General features: G+C 56.4%; 18 protein-coding genes and 1 riboswitch. Of the genes, 6 read left to right on the forward strand and 12 right to left on the reverse strand.

Annotated features, from left to right (window positions below; translation table 11 throughout):
- A partial coding sequence (locus HA43_RS19060; RefSeq protein ID WP_211279577.1) for a hypothetical protein occupies positions 1-188 on the forward strand: 188 nt, incomplete at its 5' end.
- A gap of 44 nt (positions 189-232) precedes the next feature.
- Here the strand turns inward: HA43_RS19060 and murI are convergent.
- The gene (gene murI / locus HA43_RS10330; RefSeq protein ID WP_094111620.1) at positions 233-1084 is read right to left on the reverse strand and encodes a glutamate racemase; all 852 of its coding nucleotides are present in this window, start codon (positions 1082-1084) and stop codon (positions 233-235) included.
- Positions 1029-2894: a TonB-dependent vitamin B12 receptor BtuB gene (gene btuB / locus HA43_RS10335; RefSeq protein ID WP_094111621.1), complete on the reverse strand. Its 1866-nt coding sequence runs from the start codon at positions 2892-2894 to the stop codon at positions 1029-1031. Before btuB ends, murI begins: the two co-directional genes overlap by 56 nt.
- Before the next feature lie 69 nt (positions 2895-2963).
- A riboswitch (cobalamin riboswitch) is annotated at positions 2964-3143 on the reverse strand.
- 113 nt (positions 3144-3256) lie between these two features.
- On the opposite strand from btuB, the gene trmA reads away from it, so the two are divergent.
- Complete coding sequence (gene trmA / locus HA43_RS10340) at positions 3257-4360, forward strand: tRNA (uridine(54)-C5)-methyltransferase TrmA (protein ID WP_094111622.1); 1104 nt, start codon at positions 3257-3259, stop codon at positions 4358-4360.
- Positions 4361-4391: 31 nt separating this feature from the next.
- Here the strand turns inward: trmA and HA43_RS10345 are convergent, their stop codons facing one another.
- Both HA43_RS10345 and fabR read right to left on the reverse strand, forming a co-directional pair.
- A complete protein-coding gene (locus HA43_RS10345) occupies positions 4392-4748 on the reverse strand; it encodes a YijD family membrane protein (RefSeq protein ID WP_039381151.1) in 357 nt (118 codons plus the stop codon).
- A gap of 18 nt (positions 4749-4766) precedes the next feature.
- Complete coding sequence (gene fabR, locus HA43_RS10350; protein ID WP_094111623.1) at positions 4767-5411, reverse strand: HTH-type transcriptional repressor FabR; 645 nt, start codon at positions 5409-5411, stop codon at positions 4767-4769.
- A gap of 193 nt (positions 5412-5604) precedes the next feature.
- Between fabR and sthA the strand changes: the two genes are divergently transcribed.
- The gene (sthA, locus tag HA43_RS10355; protein WP_039381156.1) at positions 5605-7005 is read left to right on the forward strand and encodes a Si-specific NAD(P)(+) transhydrogenase; all 1401 of its coding nucleotides are present in this window, start codon (positions 5605-5607) and stop codon (positions 7003-7005) included.
- On the opposite strand, the gene oxyR is transcribed toward sthA, so the two are convergent.
- The 5 genes from oxyR to argC all read right to left on the reverse strand — a co-directional run bounded on the left by oxyR (position 6988) and on the right by argC (position 12726).
- Positions 6988-7905, reverse strand: a complete 918-nt coding sequence (oxyR, locus tag HA43_RS10360) for a DNA-binding transcriptional regulator OxyR (protein WP_039381159.1) — start codon at positions 7903-7905, stop codon at positions 6988-6990. The two genes, sthA and oxyR, sit on opposite strands and share 18 nt — an antisense overlap.
- 347 nt (positions 7906-8252) lie before the next feature.
- Entirely contained in the window at positions 8253-9626 is a 1374-nt protein-coding gene (gene argH, locus HA43_RS10365; RefSeq protein ID WP_094111624.1) for an argininosuccinate lyase, read from the reverse strand.
- Positions 9627-9694: 68 nt separating this feature from the next.
- Complete coding sequence (locus HA43_RS10370) at positions 9695-10912, reverse strand: argininosuccinate synthase (protein ID WP_039381164.1); 1218 nt, start codon at positions 10910-10912, stop codon at positions 9695-9697.
- Between the two features lie 14 nt (positions 10913-10926).
- Positions 10927-11703 (reverse strand): acetylglutamate kinase, encoded by a 777-nt coding sequence (argB, locus tag HA43_RS10375; RefSeq protein WP_039381166.1) that lies wholly within the window; start codon positions 11701-11703, stop codon positions 10927-10929.
- Between the two features lie 18 nt (positions 11704-11721).
- Complete coding sequence (argC, locus tag HA43_RS10380) at positions 11722-12726, reverse strand: N-acetyl-gamma-glutamyl-phosphate reductase (protein WP_039381168.1); 1005 nt, start codon at positions 12724-12726, stop codon at positions 11722-11724.
- A gap of 164 nt (positions 12727-12890) precedes the next feature.
- Here argC and argE point away from each other — a divergent pair, with 164 nt between their 5' ends.
- Both argE and ppc read left to right on the forward strand, forming a co-directional pair.
- Positions 12891-14039 (forward strand): acetylornithine deacetylase, encoded by a 1149-nt coding sequence (gene argE / locus HA43_RS10385; RefSeq protein WP_039381171.1) that lies wholly within the window; start codon positions 12891-12893, stop codon positions 14037-14039.
- 249 nt (positions 14040-14288) lie between these two features.
- The gene (ppc, locus tag HA43_RS10390; protein WP_094111625.1) at positions 14289-16940 is read left to right on the forward strand and encodes a phosphoenolpyruvate carboxylase; all 2652 of its coding nucleotides are present in this window, start codon (positions 14289-14291) and stop codon (positions 16938-16940) included.
- A 57-nt stretch (positions 16941-16997) separates the two neighbouring features.
- Here ppc and HA43_RS10395 read toward each other — a convergent pair whose 3' ends face one another.
- On the reverse strand, positions 16998-19430 hold the full coding sequence (locus HA43_RS10395) for a bifunctional aspartate kinase/homoserine dehydrogenase II (protein ID WP_039381176.1): 2433 nt from the start codon (positions 19428-19430) through the stop codon (positions 16998-17000).
- A 2-nt stretch (positions 19431-19432) separates the two neighbouring features.
- Positions 19433-20593 carry a cystathionine gamma-synthase gene (metB, locus tag HA43_RS10400; RefSeq protein ID WP_039381178.1) on the reverse strand — a complete coding sequence of 387 codons (1161 nt, stop codon included), beginning with the start codon at positions 20591-20593 and terminating at the stop codon, positions 19433-19435.
- A 275-nt stretch (positions 20594-20868) separates the two neighbouring features.
- Between metB and metJ the strand changes: the two genes are divergently transcribed.
- The gene (gene metJ, locus HA43_RS10405) at positions 20869-21186 is read left to right on the forward strand and encodes a met regulon transcriptional regulator MetJ (protein WP_065648453.1); all 318 of its coding nucleotides are present in this window, start codon (positions 20869-20871) and stop codon (positions 21184-21186) included.
- Between the two features lie 73 nt (positions 21187-21259).
- Here the strand turns inward: metJ and rpmE are convergent, their stop codons facing one another.
- Positions 21260-21475 (reverse strand): 50S ribosomal protein L31, encoded by a 216-nt coding sequence (rpmE, locus tag HA43_RS10410; protein ID WP_039381182.1) that lies wholly within the window; start codon positions 21473-21475, stop codon positions 21260-21262.
- Positions 21476-21621 lie beyond the last annotated feature (146 nt).

Below are 21621 nucleotides of genomic sequence, written 5' to 3' on the forward strand. Positions count from 1 at the left end.
AGTGCCGCGATTTCTCAAGCGGCGCGGGATGCGTATATTACGCTTTCCGCATTTTCAGTCAAGCATTTATTTTTGCTTTTCTGAAGGTTGCTGTAAAAGCCACCTGCTTAACGCGACGCTTCGTAAGCCGTTGTGCCGTGTCAGTGGAGGCGCATTATAGGGAGTTCTTCCGGGCTGACAAGTGCTAATTTTGAATTATTTTCTGAGTGTTGTTTTTTTCAGCGAAACCGCCTCAAACTGCCAGTTTTTCGAGCAACGGAAAGCCATAACGCTGTAAAACGCCGGATAACTGTACCGCTTCTTCATCCATAGACGTGCAAAACGCGATGTTGCTGTCAGCAGAAGCCGCATCAGGCGCCTCGTGCTCAAGCAGCCAGACGGTACGCCTGGCTATAGCAGCACCGGAATCAACCAGCCGGGTTCCATCCGGCAGAACCTGCTGCAGTTCATCGCGCAGCAGTGGAAAGTGCGTGCAGCCCAGCACGACCGTATCCGGCGGCTCTTTCATACGTAACCAGGGTTGCACTGCCCGGCGAACATCATTCAGTGATACCGGTTCACCATGCAGCTTCGCCTCTGCCAGTTCCACCAGCTCAGCAGACCCCAGCATCTCAATGGTGCACTCCCGGGCAAACTGTTTCACCAGTTCATGGGTATAAGGACGCTTTACCGTTCCCCGCGTTGCCAGCAGCCCGACTACCCCGTTACGTGTCAGGCGAGCCGCCGGTTTAATTGCCGGCACCACGCCGACGACCGGAAACGCAAAGCGTTCGCGCAGTGCAGGTAAAGAGACGGTACTGGCCGAGTTACAGGCAATGATGACTAATGCGAGCGGAAAACGCTGCGTAATGGCCGTGACCACTGCCACTACGCGTTCAACAATGTACGTTTCCGTTTTCTCGCCATAGGGAAACCCTTCATTATCGAAAGCGTAGAGATAGTGCAGGTCCGGCAGCAGCTGCCGGACTTCATCATAGACGGAAAGCCCACCTACGCCGGAATCAAACACCAGCACGGTGGGACGGAGATCAGAAGCTGTAGCTGGCGCTAAGGTAGTATTCTCGTCCAGGTGTGCGATAGCCATAAACCGTCTCATAATCCTTATCCAACAGATTGGCAATTTTACCACGAACTGTCAGATGAGACGTGACCGGATACGCAGCTGAGAAATCAACCAGGCTATAACCCGGCATGCGACGCTGTGTTGCTGCGTACTGGTTGGTATTGTTGTTGTAGCTTTTACCAAAATATTGCCAGGCGAGATCAAAGTCGATATCCAGTGCGGTCCAGTCCAGCTGATACTTATATTGCTGGCGGGAACGGTGTGCCAGCACCTCATTATCGTCATCGCGGCGCGGATCGATATATTGCAGCGTGATACGGTGGGTAAAAATACCGGTATCTGCACTGCCGCTCCACTCCACGCCTTTAATCGTCGCTGACTGTACGTTGTAGTAGGTGCCAGTAAAGTTTTCGTCAGCTCTGTAGTCGATCAGGTTATTGATTTTATTCTGGTAAAGGTAGAGGTGCCATTCGACCGGACCGCTGAGTCCTTCGAGACCGGTTTCAATCTGATGTGACCTCTCAGCCCGGAGATCGGGATTGGATGCAATAAACAGACGGCTCTGCCCATACATCTGCCCCAGTGTAGGTGCCTGGAAAGCGGTGCCATACGAAAGGATGAGGCGATAATCGGGCATAAACGCCCATCCCGCCGCTGCCTGCCACGTGCCGTTCCAGCCAAACTGGTTGTTATCGTCACCGCGCAGCGCACCTTCCAGCGTAAGCGTATTGAACTGCTGCTGCGTAGTCAGATAGTAACCGGTGCTGTTACGCGTGTAATTGTCAGCGCTGAACCGATCGCTGGACGCCAGTTTCTGCTGCTGCCAGTCGATGCCGGCGCTGAGTGTGCCATGCGCCATGGCAACACTGTTACCCCACTGCAGATTGCGCTGGCTCATATCATCCAGCGACGTGCCCGGACGATAGAGGCCGAGCGTACTGGCATAGTTGTAATCTTTATAGCGCTGGTAGCTGTAGCTCAGTTCCGAAGAGTAGCGCTCTTCACTGAACTTCATACCGCCTTCATAGGTATGATTATAAATCTGCCGTTTATCACTGCCGTCCTGATAGCCTGCATCATACGCACTATTATTGCCGTAGCCGTAGCCGCGAAAGAAGGCGGATAAACTGTCGCTGAAACGGTGATTCACACCGGCCCAGAATGTTTTACTGCGAAAGCCGTCCCGATCGCCATCCACTGCGTACGCCGACTGCGGCTGGATGTTATAGCCGCGCGTCGACTGAAAGGCCCCCGCTACGGTTACCAGCGTATCCTCGCCCACCTTGTGTCGCAGCGCCGCATCATACTCCTGATAGCGATTCGACCCGAGGCCCGCCGTTATCTGCCCGCCTGGCTCACTGTTCTCAGTAATGATGTTCACCACGCCGCCAATGGCATCGGCGCCGTAAACGGCGGAGCGTGGTCCGCGGATCAGCTCAATACGCTGAATCAACGCCAGCGGAATCTGGCTAAAGTCAGCGATGCCGGTGATCCCCGACTTCGCCAGCGGGATCCCATCAATCAGCACCAGCGTATGACGCGCTTCCGCACCGCGAATATAGATGTAACTGGTCTGGCCCGGACCACCGTTTTGCGCAATATCCACGCCCGGCAGGCGCCGCATGACATCCGTCAGCGATTTAGCCTGCCAGCGATCGATATCTTCCCGCGTGATCACCTCACCCGGTGCCAGCACGCTGCTGACCGGCTGCTGAAAACGGTTAGCGGTGACAAGTTGCGTATTATCATTTTGCCGGGCATAGCCAGAGGGCGCCCAGAGCGACAGCGCTGTTGCACTCAGGGCGAACAGCGAAGCAGAGGTTATTTTCATTGTTATAGCATCCAAAGGATCGAGCCGGATGCCGCAGGCCTGAGATCGATAGCACGCGATGATCTCAGCGTTTGCGACGATACACCGGCAGGTCTTCGGGCTGAGAACCATAAATGGTGAAGACTTCCCATCCGTCAGGACAGTGTCTGCCTGGGCGATCACCACGACATTCTTTTACCGCTGCGCGTCAGCTCCAGATTTGCACTGGATTCCCTTTTAACTCAATGAGGCCGGCGGTCGCAGTCTACGGTTAAGCCCGCCGCCGATCCACCCCTCCCGCTTTCTGACGTTCGGTTGGGCTGGACATCAGCAGTTGAATGCCTACAATCGCCCGGCAAGCAGGCTTATTACCAGGATTGAAGATGACACCCGAACAGCTCCCGATTGACCAGTATGACGCGCAACTCGCTGAAAAAGTCAGCCGTTTACAGACGATGATGACCCCTTTCACCGCGCCTGACGTGGAGGTGTTCCGATCGCCGGTCAGTCACTACCGTATGCGCGCAGAGTTTCGCATCTGGCACGACGGTGACGACCTCTATCACATCATCTTCGACCAGGCGACCAAACAGCGCATTCGCGTGGACAGCTTTCCGGCCGCCAGCGAGCTGATTAATCAGATGATGCCCAGGCTGATAGCAGCGGTACGTGATAATCAGGTGCTGCGCTTTAAGCTGTTCCAGATCGATTATCTCTCCACGCTGAGCAACCAGATTGTGATCTCCCTGCTTTATCATCGCAAACTGGAAGAAGAGTGGCATGCCGCCGCCAGCGCGCTGCGTGACCAGCTGCGCGCTGAAGGATTTGATGTACAGCTGATTGGACGCGCGACCAAAACCAAAATCTGTCTGGATCGCGACTACGTGGATGAGCGTCTGCCAGTGGCGGGCAAAGAGCTGATTTACCGCCAGGTGGAAAACAGCTTTACCCAGCCTAATGCCGCCATGAATATTCAGATGCTGGAGTGGGCGCTGGATGTTACGCAGCAGTCGCGTGGCGACCTGCTGGAGCTTTACTGCGGTAACGGTAACTTTTCGCTGGCGCTGGCGCGCAATTTCCGCCGCGTACTGGCCACAGAGATAGCCAAGCCCTCGGTGGCGTCGGCTCAGTACAATATCGCCGTGAATCAGATCGATAACGTGCAGATTATACGTATGGCAGCGGAAGAGTTTACCCAGGCCATGAACGGCGTGCGCAGCTTTAACCGGCTGGAAGGCATCGATCTCAGCAGCTATCAGTGCGAGACAATTTTTGTCGATCCGCCACGCAGCGGGCTGGATGATGAAACGGTAAAAATGGTGCAGGCGTATCCGCGTATTCTGTATATCTCCTGTAACCCGCAGACCCTGTGCGACAATCTGGCCGCGCTGTCAGGCACGCATCAGATTGAGCGGCTGGCGCTGTTCGATCAGTTCCCGTACACCCACCATATGGAATGCGGCGTATTGCTGACGCGCAAAGCATAAAAAAACGGGAACCCGCAGGTTCCCGTTTTTTTTACTGCCGGCTTCTGGCGCGGCGGAAGCGCGTGCCAATCCAGAACACCAGTCCCGTCATCAGAATGACAGGAATGAAGTTCGAGCCGATATCCGGATATTCTGCGCGCACCATGGCGCTATAGACCAGAATACCCAGCAGAAAAAATGCCGCGGCCAGTGACGGCATGCCGTCCGGCATATTGCGATTGAGATAACGCTGATGCAGGCACCATGCTGACAGCCCAAGCGCTATCAGCGGAAAAATGGAAAACGGCACAAAGCTACTGAACAGCGCCGAAAAGGAGCCGTTGATTGCTAAACCAGTGATAAAAGAGAGTAATAACGTTCCTTTATCACGAGGATGCTGCTCAATCATTTCATTATCCTTATCACGTTATTTGTCAGGGATTTCCAGGGTCACGGCCAGCCGCTCTTGTTCCCGGCGATACCAGTAGTAGGCGCCTTTAGCGATCATACGCAGCTGCAGTACCAGCCGCTCTTCCAGCTTACGCCGCTGGTCAGAGTCGACATCCAGCGCTTCAGCGCCGGCGCTAAAGACAATGGTCACCATCGCCTCAGCCTGCGCTTCGGTAAAGCTGCGCGGCATACGGCTTTCCAGCTCAAGGTAGTCAGCCAGTTCGGCGATAAAATGCTGGATCTCACGGGCGACAGCAGCGCGGAAGGCGGCTGACGTGCCGGAACGTTCGCGCAGCAGAAGCCGAAACGCATTCGGGTTGTTGCCGATGAACTCCATAAAGGTTGCCACCGACGTTTTAATGATGCTGCCGCCTTTCGCGATACGCTGGCGCGCCTGGCGCATCAGCTGGCGCAGCATCAGCCCGCTCTCATCAACCATGGTCAGTCCAAGCTCATCCACATCGCGAAAGTGACGATAAAATGAGGTTGGGGCAATGCCGGCTTCACGTGCCACTTCGCGTAAACTCAGGCTGGCAAAACTCCTTTCTGCACTAAGCTGACTGAATGCAGCTTCAATCAGCGAACGTCTTGTACGTTCTTTTTGTTGCGCCCGAACGCCCATTTTTGCGGCCTTGTGAGTAATCAGGCGCTCACTATAACAAACTTTTCAGCGTACAGCCGGGCAAACTTTGTCACCGCCTGTTAACCTCACTGAATGTCAAACTTCTGCATTTTTCACTGTTAGAATTCAGATGTGCGCGGCGAGATGTTAGAATCTCGTTGTAAAAATGTATAGAAGAATAGGACGTACTGGTATGCAAAAGTCTTACGATTACGATGCCATTGTAATTGGCTCCGGTCCGGGCGGCGAAGGTGCGGCGATGGGGCTGGTCAAGCAGGGAGCGCGCATCGCAGTGATCGAACGCTACCACAACATTGGCGGCGGTTGTACACACTGGGGAACCATCCCTTCCAAAGCGCTGCGTCATGCCGTCAGCCGCATCATTGAATTCAATCAGAACCCGCTCTACAGCGATCATACCCGTCTTCTCCGCTCCTCGTTCGCTGATATCCTTAACCACACCGAAAATGTTATCAGTCAACAGACTGCCATGCGCCAGGGCTTTTATGAGCGTAACCGCTGTGAACTCTATCAGGGCGACGCGCATTTTGTTGATGCCAACACGATAGAGGTGGAGCAGCCTGATGGCACCCGCGAGCAGCTTACGGCAGAAAAATTTGTCATTGCCTGCGGCTCACGTCCCTATCACCCGGCCGACGTCGACTTTACACACCCGCGCATCTACGATTCCGACTCTATCCTGAACCTGCATCATGAACCGGGTCATGTGATCATCTATGGTGCCGGCGTGATTGGTTGCGAATACGCCTCTATCTTCCGCGGTCTTAACGTCAAGGTCGATCTCATCAACACCCGCGATCGTCTGCTGGCGTTCCTCGATCAGGAGATGTCCGACTCTCTCTCTTACCACTTCTGGAACAGCGGTGTGGTGATCCGTCACAACGAAGAGTTTGAGAAGATTGAAGGCGTCAGCGATGGCGTGATCATGCACCTGAAGTCCGGCAAAAAAGTCAAAGCGGATTGTCTGCTGTATGCGAACGGCCGCACCGGAAACACCGACTCGCTTTCGCTGGAGAACGTGGGTCTGGAAGCGGATGGACGCGGCCTGCTCAAAGTCAACAGTATGTATCAGACCGCGCAGCCACATATTTATGCCGTGGGTGATGTGATTGGCTATCCAAGCCTGGCTTCCGCCGCCTACGATCAGGGGCGTATTGCTGCTCAGGCGATCATCAAAGGTGAAGCGAGTGCGCATCTGATCGAAGATATTCCGACCGGTATCTACACCATTCCTGAAATCAGCTCGGTAGGAAAAACAGAGCAGCAGCTAACCGCGATGAAAGTGCCTTATGAAGTGGGTCGTGCGCAGTTTAAGCATCTGGCACGCGCGCAGATTGTTGGCATGCACGTCGGCAGCCTGAAAATCCTGTTTCACCGCGAGACAAAAGAGATTCTGGGGATCCACTGCTTTGGTGAGCGCGCAGCGGAGATCATTCACATCGGTCAGGCCATTATGGAGCAGAAAAATGGCGGTAACACGATTGAGTATTTCGTGAATACCACCTTTAACTACCCCACCATGGCTGAAGCCTATCGCGTGGCCGCGCTGAACGGATTAAACCGCCTGTTTTAACGCCGCGTCAAAATGGCCCTGCATATGGGTTTTGATTGCTTCTGCCAGCTGCTCATAGCGGCTGCGCAGAGGCGAACCTGGCCGGTAAACCAGCGCGATAGTGCGCTGCGGTACCGGTTTATAACAGGGCAGATAGCAGACACCATCGCGCACGCGCTCTTTAGGCACCGCCAGTGAAGGCAGTAGCGTAATGCCACTGCCGGCCGCCACCATATTACGCAGCGTTTCCAGGCTGGTGGCGCGAAAATGGGTATCTTCGTCCGCACCCGCCTCAAAGCAGAAGCCCATCGCCTGGTCGCGCAGGCAGTGACCATCTTCCAGCATCAGCAGTTTTTCACCCGCCAGATCGGACATCGGCACGCGATCGCGATCGTGCCACGGGTGATCTTTGTAGATCGCCAGCTTCATGGGCTCATCAAATAGCGGCACTTCAATAAAGGCTTCACTCTCTTTAACCAGCGCCAGAATAGCGCAGTCAAGTTTCCCGCTGTCGAGCTGTGCCAGCAGCTGCTGAGTCTGTGCTTCATGCAGATACATCTCCAGCTTCGGGAAAGTCTGATGCAGCATAGGGATAATATTGGGCAGCAGATAGGGGCCGGTCGTGGGGATCAGTCCGATATGCAGCGGTCCGGACATCGCTTCACCCTGCTGGCTGGCCATCTCTTTCAGCACCTTAACCTCACGCAGTACGGTTCGCGCCTGATCAACCAGCAGTAATCCTGCCTGGGTGAACAGCACTTTACGGCTGGTACGTTCCAGCAGCATGACGCCCAGTTCATCTTCCAGCTTGCGGATCTGTCCGCTCAGAGTCGGCTGACTGACATGACAGGCATCAGCAGCGCGACGGAAATGGCGGTGTTCCGCAAGTGAAACCAGATACTCGAGATCGCGAATGTTCATTAATATCCTCCAAACCACGATAGCCCGTGGCGATAGATAGAATAGCAACGAACGATTGGCCCTATCAAGCTATGCACGGGAATAATAGCGCTCACTGATTTAAGCCCATGCATTTGTAGAGAAATTTATTTATTTGCTGAACATGTGCCGGGGCTGAACGCTTTTACAAAAAACGCTTTTTACGCAGCAAATCTGTTTTGCTGAACCCAATCACTGTGCTGGCGGGGAGTGCCGGTACGCTGATGATGTGCCTATAAAAATATGCAATTCCGAAGCCAGAGGTTGGCGGGCTTTTTATAAAGCCCGCTTTTTTATGGCATATCAAACCGGCCAGCGTCCGGGAGCGGCTATTGCAGACGCGCCTGTGCTTCGCGAATCGCCTGGGCTACCTGCTGCGGCGCAACACCACCGCGCGCGTTACGCTTGTCGAGGCAGGACTGCAGCGAAAGCACCGGATAGACATCCTCTTCGATGACGTCACTGAACTGCTTCAGCTGAGCCAGACTCAGCGCTTCCAGCGCCACACCCTGCTGGATAGCCGCGACGACCGCTTCTCCCACAATATGATGCGCCTCGCGGAACGGCACGCCTTTCGCGACCAGATAGTCTGCCAGCTCGGTGGCATTAGCGTAGCCCTGTTCAGCCGCTTCCTGACAACGCGGACGTTTAACCTGAATACCATCCAGAACCAGCACTGACATGTGCAGACAGTCGAGCCAGGTATCCAGCGCGTCAAACAGCCCTTCTTTATCTTCCTGCATATCTTTGTTGTAGGCCAGCGGCAGGCCTTTCAGCGTCATCATCATGCCGGTCAGTGCGCCCTGGACACGGCCGCATTTACCGCGAATCAGCTCCAGCGCATCCGGATTTTTCTTCTGCGGCATCAGCGATGAACCTGAGGTGACTTTATCAGACAGCTCGACGAAGCCCGCCTCGCCCGTGTTAAAGAAAATCAGGTCTTCTGCAAAGCGCGACAGATGCACCATGCCAATTGACGCGTCGGAGAGCAGCTCCAGCACATGATCGCGATCGGATACGGTATCCAGGCTGTTACGCGTTGCCGAAGCAAAACCGAGCCAGCCTGCCAGCTGCTCGCGGTCAATCTCATAAGCGGTACCGGCCAGCGCACCACAGCCCAGCGGGCTGACATCCAGCCGCTTCAGCGTATCCTGCAGACGACTCTCATCGCGCGCCAGCATTTCAGTATACGCCAGACACCAGTGGGCGAATGTAACCGGCTGCGCGCGCTGCAGATGCGTATAGCCCGGCATGACGGCATCCTGATTCGCTTCTGCCGTCGCCACCAGCGCGCTCTGCAGCTGACGCGTCGCGTCCAGCAGCAGGGCAACCTGCTCTTTGCACCAGAGCTTCAGATCGGTGGCAACCTGATCGTTACGGCTGCGTCCGGTATGCAGCTTTTTACCCAGCGCCCCGACCTTATCGATCAGCTTGCCCTCGACCCAGCTGTGAATATCTTCTGCATCGCTTTCCAGGATCTGTGACGGATTCGCGCGTACGTCCGCCAGCAGCTCGTTCAGCGCCGCTTCAAGCTGCTGCTGTTCCGTCGGGGTTAAAACGTTCACGGTCACCAGCGCTTTTGACCACGCCACAGAGCCGGTAATGTCCTGCTCCGCCAGGCGGTAATCAAAACGCAGTGAATCGTTAAACTGTTTAAACCGCTGGTCTGCTGCCTGCGAGAACCGTCCGCCCCAAAGTGCCATCTGCTTGCTCCTGAAATCGTGTTGAAAAAGGCGGCCTGAGCCGCCCTTATATAACTGCTGCCGCGTGCTTACTTCTTCTGCTCGTTTAGCGCACGAATGCGCGAAGAGAGGGAGAACAGGCGAATAAAGCCGCCCGCGTGACGATGGTCATACACCTCATCTTCACCAAAGGTGGCGAACTCTTCTGAGTAGAGGCTGTTAGCCGATTTCTTCTGAATCGCCGTAGCCTGACCTTTGTAAAGCTGCAGAACCACTTCGCCGTTGACCTCTTCAGCCAGCGATGCCGCCGCCGCCTGAATAGACTGGCGCAGCGGTGCAAACCAGCGGCCATCATATACCACGTAAGACATCTCCTGGCCCAGCTGCTCACGCCATTTGAAGCTGTCGCGATCCAGAACCAGCTGCTCAACCGCACGCAGCGCGTTTACCATGATAGTGCCGCCGGGGGTTTCATAGCAGCCGCGTGATTTGATGCCAACCAGGCGGTTTTCCACGATATCGATCCGGCCAACGCCATGTTTAGCACCCAGTACGTTGAGTTTTTCAAGGCACTGGAACGGGCTCAGCTGCTCGCCGTTTACGGCAACCACGCAGCCTTTTTCAACGGTCACGGTGACATTTTCCGGCTGGTCCGGCGCTTCAAGCGGATCCACGGTCCATACCCAGCAATCTTTATTCGGTGCATTCCACGGGCTTTCCAGCACGCCACCTTCGGTGGAGATGTGCCACGCGTTCTCATCGCGGCTGTAGATCTTCTCCAGCGACGCGGTCGTCGGGATATTGCGCTCTTTCAGATAGTCGAGCAGCGCCTCACGCGAACGCAGATCCCACTCGCGCCATGGCGCAACAACTTTAAGCTGTGGTGCCAGCGCGGTATAGGTGGTTTCGAAACGCACCTGGTCGTTGCCTTTACCGGTTGCGCCGTGGCACAGCGCGTCAGCACCCACTTTCAGCGCCAGTTCAACCTGCGCTTTAGCAATGATAGGACGCGCCATTGACGTGCCCAGCAGATAGGTGCCTTCATACAGGGCACCGGTCTGCAGCACCGGATAGACGTAATCGCTGATGAACTCTTCACGCAGATCCACTACGTGACATTCAGATGCGCCCGACTGCAGCGCTTTTTTCTCAACGCCTTCCAGGTCGGCCGGGTCCTGACCAATATTGGCGACAAACGCCACAACTTCGCAGCCGCCGTAGTTCTCTTTCAGCCATGGAATAATGGCTGAGGTATCGAGGCCGCCTGAGTAGGCCAGAACGATTTTTTTAATGTTTTGCGTGCTCATGTCTTAATCCTTGATTATGCGAGAATCCGGGTGCCAATCGACACGCCGTTGAAAAGGTCGGGCAGCTGCTCAGCATGGCGCCAGCTGGCGATATCGACCGGACGGCCCAGCGTGCGTGCCGCATCCAGCGCAGCGTTGACTTTAACAATCATACCGTCGGTAATAATGCCCTGCGCAATCAGCTGTTCCGCTTTCGCTGCGGTCATTTCAGCGATGCGCTGGCCTTTGCCGTCGAGAATGCCGCTGACGTCAGAGAGCAGCACCAGATCGGCTCCGATAGTGGCTGCCAGCGCCGTCGCTGCCTGATCGGCATTCACATTCATCAGCGCTCCGCCGGCAGTGATGCCAATTGAGCTGATAACCGGCATATAGCCTGCATTAAGCAGCGTATTCAGCAGCGCAGGGTTGCCCGGCGTGGCCTGCCCGACATGCCCCAGCTCTTCGTCAAACTGCGCGACGCTGACCAGTCCGGCATCGCCCAGACACAGCCCGACAGCATTAATGCCGTAACGGGTTGCCCACGCCAGCAGCGTTTTATTCGCAGTGCCCGCCAGCGCGCCGGTAATAATGTCGATTTGATCGGCGGGTGTAACGCGCAGGCCATCTTTCTTTTTCACCGGCAGCGCGAGCTTTTTCATCAGTTCGTCGACCAGACAGCCGCCGCCGTGCACAATCACCAGCGGACGCTGATGTTCATTACGATACGCCAGCAGCGCATCAAACAGCCGGGCCAGTGCTTCTTCGCTATCCAGCAGTACGCCGCCCAGTTTAATGATCAGTGGATTGCTCATGGTTACGTTATCCGTCCGTTAAATCAGAGAGAGCGTTTCAGGGAAACCGAAACGAATATTCAGACACTGAATCGCCTGTGATGACGCACCCTTCAGCAGGTTATCTTCTGCCGCAACCACAATCAGATGCTCATCCTGTACGGCAAAACCGATATCGCAGAACGGCAGGCCCACTACCGCTTTCAGCGCCGGTACGCCGTTGTCATAGAGGCGCACCAGCGGCTTGTCGTGATAGGCCGCATAAAACGCATCGGTCACATCCTGCTGCGTAATGCCCGCTTTCAGACGGCAGGTGATGGTTGCGAGAATACCGCGGGGAAAATTACCCAGATGCGGGGTAAAAATAACCGGCGCGCCAAGATGGGCAACTATTTCCGGATGATGACGGTGGTTAAACAGGCCGTAGGGCTGCAGGCTCACTTCGCAAAAGCTGGTCGCGACGCTGGCTTTACGCCCGGCTCCGCTGACGCCGCTGGTGGCATTGATTACCGGCCACTGCGCGTCATTCAGCAGATCCGCTTTGAGCAGTGGCTTCAGCGCCAGCTGCGCTGCGGTGGGATAGCACCCAGGCACGGCCACCAGCTGGGCCTCTTTAATACGTTCGTGATTCCATTCGGCCAGACCATATACCGCGTTATCCAGCCACGCCTGATGCTGATGACTGAAGCCATAATAGCGGGTGTAGAACGCCTCATCGTTGACCCGGAAGGCGCCTGAGAGATCGAAGACCACGCAGCCTGCTTTCAGAAATTCAGGTGCCAGATCGTGGCTGACTTCATGCGCCGTCGCGAGGAACACCACATCTACTTTCTCTGCCCACGCCGCCGGATCGCTCAGCGGCTGCAGCGGCAGATCCACGATACCTTTCAGCTGCGGATGGAGATCGGAGAGCAATTTTCCGGCATCCGGGCTTTGCGCTGAAACCGCTAAAGCGGTTATGTTCATATGCGGATGGCGATTCAGGTAAGTGGCAAGCTCTACGCCAGCATAACCACTGGCACCAACGATCAGCGTATTCAACATCAGGCTGTATACCTTTTTACAGTCAACGTATCGGGTCGCGGCCGTGCCCCGTTGCCCACGATGCCGTTTGCACTTTTTCAGTTCACATGCAGACGACGTTAATGTATTTTTATTCACTATTAGTGCATGAATATTGATACATCCTAACCTAAGGACCGTCAACAGTGAAGTCAAAAATTCCACCTTTTATCGAACTCTACCGCCAGTTGATCGCCTCACCGTCAATCAGCGCAACCGACAGCGCGCTTGACCAGAGCAACGAAAGTTTAATCAATTTGCTGGCGGGCTGGTTCCGCGATCTGGGCTTCAGCGTTGAAGTTCAGCCGGTGCCGGGCACGCGACATAAGTTCAACCTGCTGGCGCGCAGCGGTGAAGGCGCAGGCGGACTGCTGCTGGCGGGTCATACTGACACCGTACCCTTTGATGACGGACGCTGGACACGCGATCCGTTTGTCCTGACTGAACATGACAATAAACTTTACGGGCTGGGCACGGCAGATATGAAAGGCTTCTTCGCCTTTATTCTCGATGCGCTGCGCGATGTTGACGTCACTACGCTTAAAAAACCGCTCTATGTGCTGGCGACCGCTGACGAAGAGACCACGATGGCAGGTGCCAAATATTTCTCTGAGTCAGCCCGGCTGCGCCCCGACTGCGCCATTATCGGTGAGCCTACTTCGCTCAAACCGGTGCGCGCCCACAAAGGCCACCTTTCACACGCTATCCGCATTGAGGGCCAGTCAGGCCACTCCAGCGATCCGGCGCGCGGCGTGAATGCGATTGAGCTGATGCACGCCTCTATTACAGAACTGATGAAGCTGCGCCATACCCTGAAAGAGCGCTATCACCATGATGGCTTTGCCATTCCTTATCCGACTATGAACTTTGGTCATATTCATGGTGGTGACGCGGCTAACCGCATCTGCGCCTGTTGCGAACTGCATATGGATATCCGGCCGCTGCCGGGCCTGAGCCTGAACGATCTGGATGGCTTGCTGAATGAAGCGCTGGCACCGGTGAGCGCCCGCTGGCCTGGCCGCCTGACCGTAGGCGAACTGCATCCGCCTATTCCGGGTTATGAGTGTCCGGCCGATCATGAACTGGTTACGGTGGTGGAGAAGCTGCTGGGCGTGCCGACGGAAGTGGTCAACTACTGTACCGAAGCGCCTTTTATTCAGCAGATCTGCCCGACGCTGGTGCTGGGACCAGGTTCAATCGAGCAGGCGCATCAGCCGGATGAATTTATCGATACCGCATTCATTAAGCCAACTCACGCCCTGATCACGCAGGTTGTGCAGCATTTTTGTCACTGATAGATAATCTGCGGGGCATTTCACTGTTTAATCAGCAAAATGCCCCGTCATTATCTGGTGTTTGCTGATAAGAATAACTTATCTCTCTCTATCCCCGATAAAACTTATCACTTTCCGCACGTTAGCTGCCTGTTTTCGTCAGTTCAGGCTAATTGACGGAGTTCACAAATCGTGGCTAGATAAAAGATGATGTTATACCCGCTGGTTGGGTCCAGAGGGGTTAAAAGACGATAAGGGTGTCAGGGTCAAATGAACGAACAATATTCCGCAATGCGAAGTAATGTCAGTATGCTCGGCAAACTGCTCGGGGATACGATAAAGGATGCACTGGGAGAGAACATTCTCGATCGGGTGGAAACCATCCGCAAACTCTCTAAGTCATCCCGTGCAGGCAATGACTCTCATCGCCGGGAGCTGCTGTCAACGCTGCAGAACCTTTCTAACGATGAGCTGCTGCCGGTGGCCCGCGCCTTTAGTCAGTTTCTTAACCTTACTAACGTGGCTGAACAGTATCAGACCATTTCACGCAGCGGCGATGGCGCTAACCATCCGGAGCTGCTGAAAAAGACGTTTGAGCGCCTGAAGCAGCATAACGATCTCAGCGAAATGGCTATCCGTCAGGCGATTGAAGAGCTGTCGCTGGAGCTGGTCCTGACCGCACACCCGACTGAAATTACCCGCCGCACCCTGATCCACAAGCTCGGCGAAGTGAACAGCTGCCTTGAGCAGCTCGATCATGCTGATATCACCGATTATGAGCGCAATCAGGTGATGCGCCGTCTGCGCCAGCTGGTAGCGCAGGCGTGGCATACGGATGAGATCCGTAAATATCGCCCTACCCCGGTCGATGAAGCGAAATGGGGCTTCGCTGTCGTGGAAAATAGCCTGTGGGAGGGCGTTCCCGCGTTTCTGCGTGAACTGAATGAGCAGGTTGAAGAGACGTTTGGCATTCAGCTGCCGGTGGATTTTGTGCCGATTAAATTCACGTCGTGGATGGGCGGCGATCGTGACGGCAACCCGAACGTGACTGCGCCCATTACCCGCCACGTTATGCAGCTGAGCCGCTGGAAAGCAGCCGACCTCTTCCTGCGCGATGTGGGGGTGCTGATCTCTGAGCTGTCGATGTCGGAGTGCAGCGACGAAGTGCGCGTAATGTGCGGCGATCCGGACGCGATTGAACCTTACCGCATGATCCTGAAACGCATGCGCAGCCAGCTGATGAACACGCAGGCATATCTGGAGCAGCGCCTGAAAGGCGAACGCCTGCCGCGCCCGACCGATCTGCTGGTCTCCAATGAGCAGCTCTGGCAGCCGCTGTTTGCTATTTATCAGTCGCTGCAGCAGTGTGGTATGAGCATTATCGCTAATGGCCAGCTGCTGGACACGCTGCGCCGGGTAAAATGCTTTGGCGTTCCGCTGGTGCGCATCGACATCCGCCAGGAGAGCACCCGTCATACCGAAGCGATTGCGGAAGTTACGCGCTATCTCGGCCTCGGCGACTACGAAAGCTGGTCAGAAGCGGACAAACAGGCGTTTCTGATCCGCGAACTCAATTCAAAACGTCCGCTGCTGCCGCGTCAGTGGGAGCCGGGCGACAACACGCGCGAAGTGCTGGAAACCTGTAAAGTCGCCGCCGAAGCGCCGCAGGGTTCCATCGCGGCCTACGTGATCTCTATGGCGAAAACGCCTTCTGACGTGCTGGCGGTTCATCTGCTGCTGAAAGAGGCGGGCATTCCGTACGCTATGCCAGTCGCGCCACTGTTTGAAACGCTGGATGACCTGAACAACGCCAATGATGTTATGACGCAGCTGCTGAATATCGACTGGTATCGCGGCTTTATCAACGGCAAACAGATGGTAATGATTGGCTATTCCGACTCGGCAAAAGATGCCGGCGTGATGGCGGCCAGCTGGGCACAGTATCAGGCGCAGGACGCGCTGATTAAAACCTGTGAAAAAGCGGGCATTACCCTGACGCTGTTCCACGGTCGCGGCGGCTCCATTGGCCGTGGCGGCGCACCTGCGCACGCCGCACTGCTCTCTCAGCCGCCGGGCAGTCTTAAAGGTGGCCTGCGCGTGACAGAACAGGGCGAAATGATCCGCTTTAAATATGGCTTGCCGGAAGTCACCATCGCCAGCCTCTCGCTCTATACCGGGGCCATTCTGGAAGCGAACCTGATGCCGCCGCCGGAGCCTGAACAGGAGTGGCGGGAGATCATGAACGGCCTTTCTGCGCACTCCTGCGCCATGTATCGCGGCTATGTCCGTGAAAATGCTGACTTTGTTCCCTACTTCCGCTCTGCCACACCGGAGCAGGAGCTGGGCAAACTGCCGCTGGGCTCACGTCCGGCTAAACGTCGTCCGACCGGTGGCGTTGAATCCCTGCGCGCCATTCCGTGGATTTTTGCCTGGACGCAAAACCGTCTGATGCTGCCAGCCTGGCTCGGCGCCGGCGCGGCGCTGCAGAAAGCGATGGATGAAGGCCATCAGGATCAGCTGGAAACGATGTGCCGCGACTGGCCGTTCTTCTCAACCCGCCTCGGGATGCTGGAGATGGTCTTCTCCAAAGCTGACCTGTGGCTGGCCGAGTATTACGATCAGCGCCTGGTTGATAAAGCGCTCTGGCCGCTGGGTAAACAGCTGCGCGACCAGCTGGAGGCGGATATTAAAGCGGTGCTGACCATTGCAAATGATGCGCATCTGATGGCGGATCAGCCGTGGATTGCCGAATCCATTGCGCTGCGCAACGTGTATACCGACCCCCTGAACGTGCTGCAGGCAGAGCTGCTGCTGCGCGCCCGTGCGCAGGAAGTACGCGGTGACGAACCGGACGCGCGGGTTGAGCAGGCGCTGATGGTAACCATCGCCGGCGTGGCCGCCGGCATGCGCAACACCGGTTAGCCGATACAAAAAAAGGAGCCTCAGGCTCCTTTTTTATTCTCTCTGCAGCAGTCCGGATTAAAGCAGCTGGGCGAGACGGTTCAGATCCGACTGCAGCGCACCCGCGGTAACATCACGTCCGGCACCGGGTCCGCGGATCACCAGCGGATTATCGCGGTACCAGCGGCTCTCAATGGCAAAGACGTTATCGCACGGCAGCAGCGCTGCCAGTGGATGTTCAGGCCGCACCGCTTCCACGCCGACGCGGGCTTTACCGCTGGCATCAAAGCGCGCCACATAACGCAGCACCAGGCCCAGCTCCTGCGCCGCTTCGTAGCGCTGCAGCATCTGGTTATTCAGCTCGTCTGCGTTTTCAAAAAAGTGATCAACCGATTCCGCCTCACAGTCGACTGGTACCAGCGACTCTACCCGCACCTGATCCGGCTCGATATCGTAGCCCGCCTCACGCGCCAGGATCACCAGCTTGCGCTTCACATCCTGCCCGGAGAGATCGACGCGCGGATCGGGTTCAGTCAGCCCCTGCTGCCACGCCTGATCCACCAGCTCGCTGAAGGGAACGCTGCCGTCAAACTGCAAAAACAGCCACGACAGCGTGCCGGAGAAAATTCCGCTGATGGAGAGTATTGAGTCGCCACTTTCGCGCAGGTCGCGTACCGTGTGGTTAACCGGCAAACCGGCACCGACCGTCGCGTTATAAAGCCAGTGGCGCCCGGTTTTGGCGAAGGCATCGCGGATCTGACGCCAGCTCTGGCTGTCTGATGCGCCAGCCACTTTATTTGCGCTGATCACGTGAAAACCGTGACTGGCAAAATCGAGATACTGCTGCGCCAGCGGCGCGCTGGCGGTTACGTCAAGCACCACCAGGTCATCAAACGGATGCGCGCGCATCCACAGAAACAGCGACTCCTCATCCAGCGCCTGCGCTTCATCGTCGAAAAAAGCCAGCGTGCGGCTGGCATCCAGCCCTTCGTAACTCAGCAGGCTGCGACGACTGTCAGCCACGCCAGCCAGCACAAACTCAAAGCCGGTACGGGCGGAGAGCGTTTCCTGCTCGCGGGCGAACAGCTCCAGCCAGCGCGCGCCGATATTGCCCTTTCCGAACAGCATCAGGCCGATACGTTTTTCTGCGCGAAACAGCGACTGATGCAGTCCCTGAATCAGATGGCGGGTCGGTCCTGTGCGCAGCACCGCGACCAGGCTGATATGCTCTTCTGACTGCCAGACAAACTCAACCGGCTGATCTTTAATCTGCTGCCAGAAACGGTGGCTGTGCAGCGGATTGCGCGTTACGCCAGCTCCCACCAGCGCCACCAGCGCCATGCCATCGCGCAGCTGCAGATGGCCCGGCAGCGCCGCATCCTGCAGCAGCGTAAAGGCACTGTTAACCACTTCTGCGGTATAGCAGAGCTGCAGCAGGCGACGATCGGGATGCAGGCCGCTTGCCAGCGGACGCAGCTGGGCGCGCTTCAGCAGCTGATCAATCTCTTTTTGCTGCGTAGCAAAATCGTGACCTTCAGCAAGCTGGATCTCCACCAGACAGACATCGTCGTGACTGGTGACAATACGCGCGCCGGTGCCGGAGGCCAGCACGCGCTCAATACGGGTTGAACCCTGCTCAGGCTGATAGCTGCAGCGCAGCTGTAAATCGATATCGCTGCTGGAGACCGGCTGCAGCGTACGGGTATGGAGTACCGGCGCCGCCAGTCGCGCCAGCTCGCTGGCTTCATCCAGCCGCAGCAGCGGCAGCAGGCAGGCATCGGAAACTTTGCGTGGATCGGCGCTATAGACGCCAGCCACATCGCTCCAGATGGTCACGCGCCCCGCACCCGCGAGCGCCCCGATCTGGGTAGCGGAATAGTCAGAACCGTTGCGCCCCAGCAGCACGGTTTCACCTGCCTCATTACGACTGATAAAACCGGTGACGACCAGACGCTTATGCGGATGCTGCGCCAGCAGCGCCTGCAGCAGCGGCCAGGATTTTCCCTCATCCACCTGCGGCTGAGCCGCGCGCTCCGCCCGCAGAAAATCACGTGCGTCCAGCCAGGCGGCGTCAACATCGCGCTGACTCAGTACCGCAGCCATCAGCCGCGCCGACCAGATTTCGCCATGCCCGACCACTTCTGCATATACCGCTTCAGTTATCGCGCCATCCAGTAGCGCCGCCAGGCGCTCCAGATCGCGGATAAAAAGGGTAGTCAGCCGGTCGGCCGCCTCCGCTGGCAGCAGCGCAGCAATCAGCTCGCTGTGGTAGCGGCGAAGCGTCTGCTGCACCTGGTGCGCCGAGAGGCGATCGCTCTGGCTCAGCTTCAGCCAGCCGATCAGCTGATTCGTGGTGCTGCCTGCGGCAGAGACCACCATGAGATCGCCTGGCTGACTGTAATCAGCCATAATGGCCGCTACGCGCTGGTAGCAGCTGGCATCCGCCAGGCTGCTGCCACCAAATTTATGCAGCTGCTTCGTCGGCGTTCCCGCGCCTGCTGTACTGGTCATGATTACTCCCCGGCTGCGATTCGGAAGGCGTTATCCAAATCGGCAATTAAATCTTCGTGATCTTCAATGCCGACGGAGACCCGCAGCAGTGTTTCAGAGATGCCGGCGGCTGCGCGTGCTTCCGCAGACATGCCGGCATGTGTCATGGTGGCCGTATGTGAAATCAGGCTCTCTACTCCGCCCAGCGACTCCGCCAGCGTAAACAGCTGCAGCGCTTTCAGAAAACGACGCAGCCGCGCTTCATCTGCATCCAGCTCAAAGCTTAACATGGCGCCAAAGCCGCGTTGCTGACGTCGCGCATATTCATGACCGGCATTTTCCGGCAGAGAAGGATGATACAGCTTCTTCACCAGCGGCTGCTGCTTCAGATAGTCCACTATCGCCAGCGCGTTGCGCTGGGCCGCTGCCATGCGGGGTGCCAGCGTCCGCAGACCGCGCAGCAGCAGATAGCTGTCAAACGCCGCGCCGGTCACGCCGATGTTATTGGCCCACCAGGCAAGCTCGGTGGCAACGGCCGGATCTTTTGCAATCACCGTCCCGGCCACCACGTCAGAGTGGCCGTTGAGATATTTTGTACAGGAGTGGATCACCAGGTCGGCCCCGAGGGCGAGCGGATTTTGCAGCGCCGGGCTCAGGAAGGTGTTATCCACCACGCTGACGGCACCCGCCGCGCGCGCCGCCTGACAGATTGCCGCAATATCCACTACGCGCAGCAGAGGATTGCTCGGGCTTTCCACCAGCACCAGTTTTGGCTTTTCGGCCAGCGCTGCGGCCAGCGCTGCGCTGTCACCCTGGTCGACAAACTTCACACGGTAAGCACCGCGCTTGCTGAGGCTGTCAAACAGGCGGTAGCTGCCGCCATAGCAGTCGTGGGGTGCGATCAGCAGATCGCCGGGCTTCAGGAATACAGTGGTCACCAGGTGAATCGCAGACATGCCGGTATTTGTCAGTACGGCACCCGCCCCGCCCTCCAGCTCGGCCAGCGCGCGCTGCACCACATCGCGCGTCGGATTGCCGCGGCGCGAATAGTCGTGGGCGCGCGGCTCATTAAAGTCGAGAAAATTATAGGTGCTGGAGAGATGAATCGGCGGGACTACGCAGCCATACTGCTCGTCATCATTCAAACCGCTGCGTACTGCGATGGTTGCCTGTTTGCGCGTCATGGGCTCTGCTGTTCCTGAAGAGGGGTAAAGTGCCCACAGGATAACATTCCGCTAACAGACGTCAATACATCTGGACATCTAAATGTCTTTGCGTATAGATTGAGCGCAGAGCGAATAACCGCTAAAATTATAGGTTATTGCCTGCTGAGCAGCGCATGCGCTTCATTAACGCGGCGCTGAAGCACAAAATCCACGGCGCAGGCGGTCAGGCACGCAAAAATCGGGCATAATCCACGGATCATCCCCTATAACACTTTTATTAATTAAGGTAACTCATGGCTGAATGGAACGGCGAATATATCAGCCCGTACGCTGAGCACGGTAAAAAAAGCGAGCAGGTTAAAAAAATAACGGTTTCTATCCCGCTGAAAGTGCTTAAAATTTTAACCGATGAGCGTACACGTCGTCAGGTGAACAATCTGCGTCACGCCACGAACAGTGAGCTACTGTGTGAAGCTTTTTTGCACGCGTTTACCGGTCAGCCTCTGCCCGACGACGTTGACCTGCGCAAAGAGCGCAGCGATGAGATCCCGGAAGAAGCGAAGCAGATTATGCGCGAGATGGGCATCGACCCGGATAGCTGGGAATATTAAATTCTGGTATAAAAAAACCCAGCCGAGGCTGGGTTTTCTTTTGCATCCGGGATAACCCGGCGGCAAATAAATCTTATTTTTTGCTGCCCGGAATGCTGAAACGCTTGTTGAAGCGATCAACGCGGCCGCCGGTGTCAACAACACGTTGCTTACCAGTATAGAACGGGTGGCATTTGCCGCACACGTCCAGATTCAGGTCGTGGTTCATGGTAGAACGGGTGTTGATCACGTTACCGCAAGAGCAAGTGATGGTCACTGCTTCGTACTTCGGGTGAATACCTTGTTTCATGGGAAAACCTCATAAAAGGCCGTGTCGCTCTCCATGCCAGGCGAACCTGCACAGCACCACACGCGGTTGAACATTATATGTATCTCTGACGAGCTATCTCACCAGAGGCGGCATAGTATACAGAATTTAACCGCCCGAGGCAAACA

The organism is Pantoea eucrina, assembly GCF_002095385.1.
GTDB lineage: Bacteria > Pseudomonadota > Gammaproteobacteria > Enterobacterales > Enterobacteriaceae > Pantoea > Pantoea eucrina.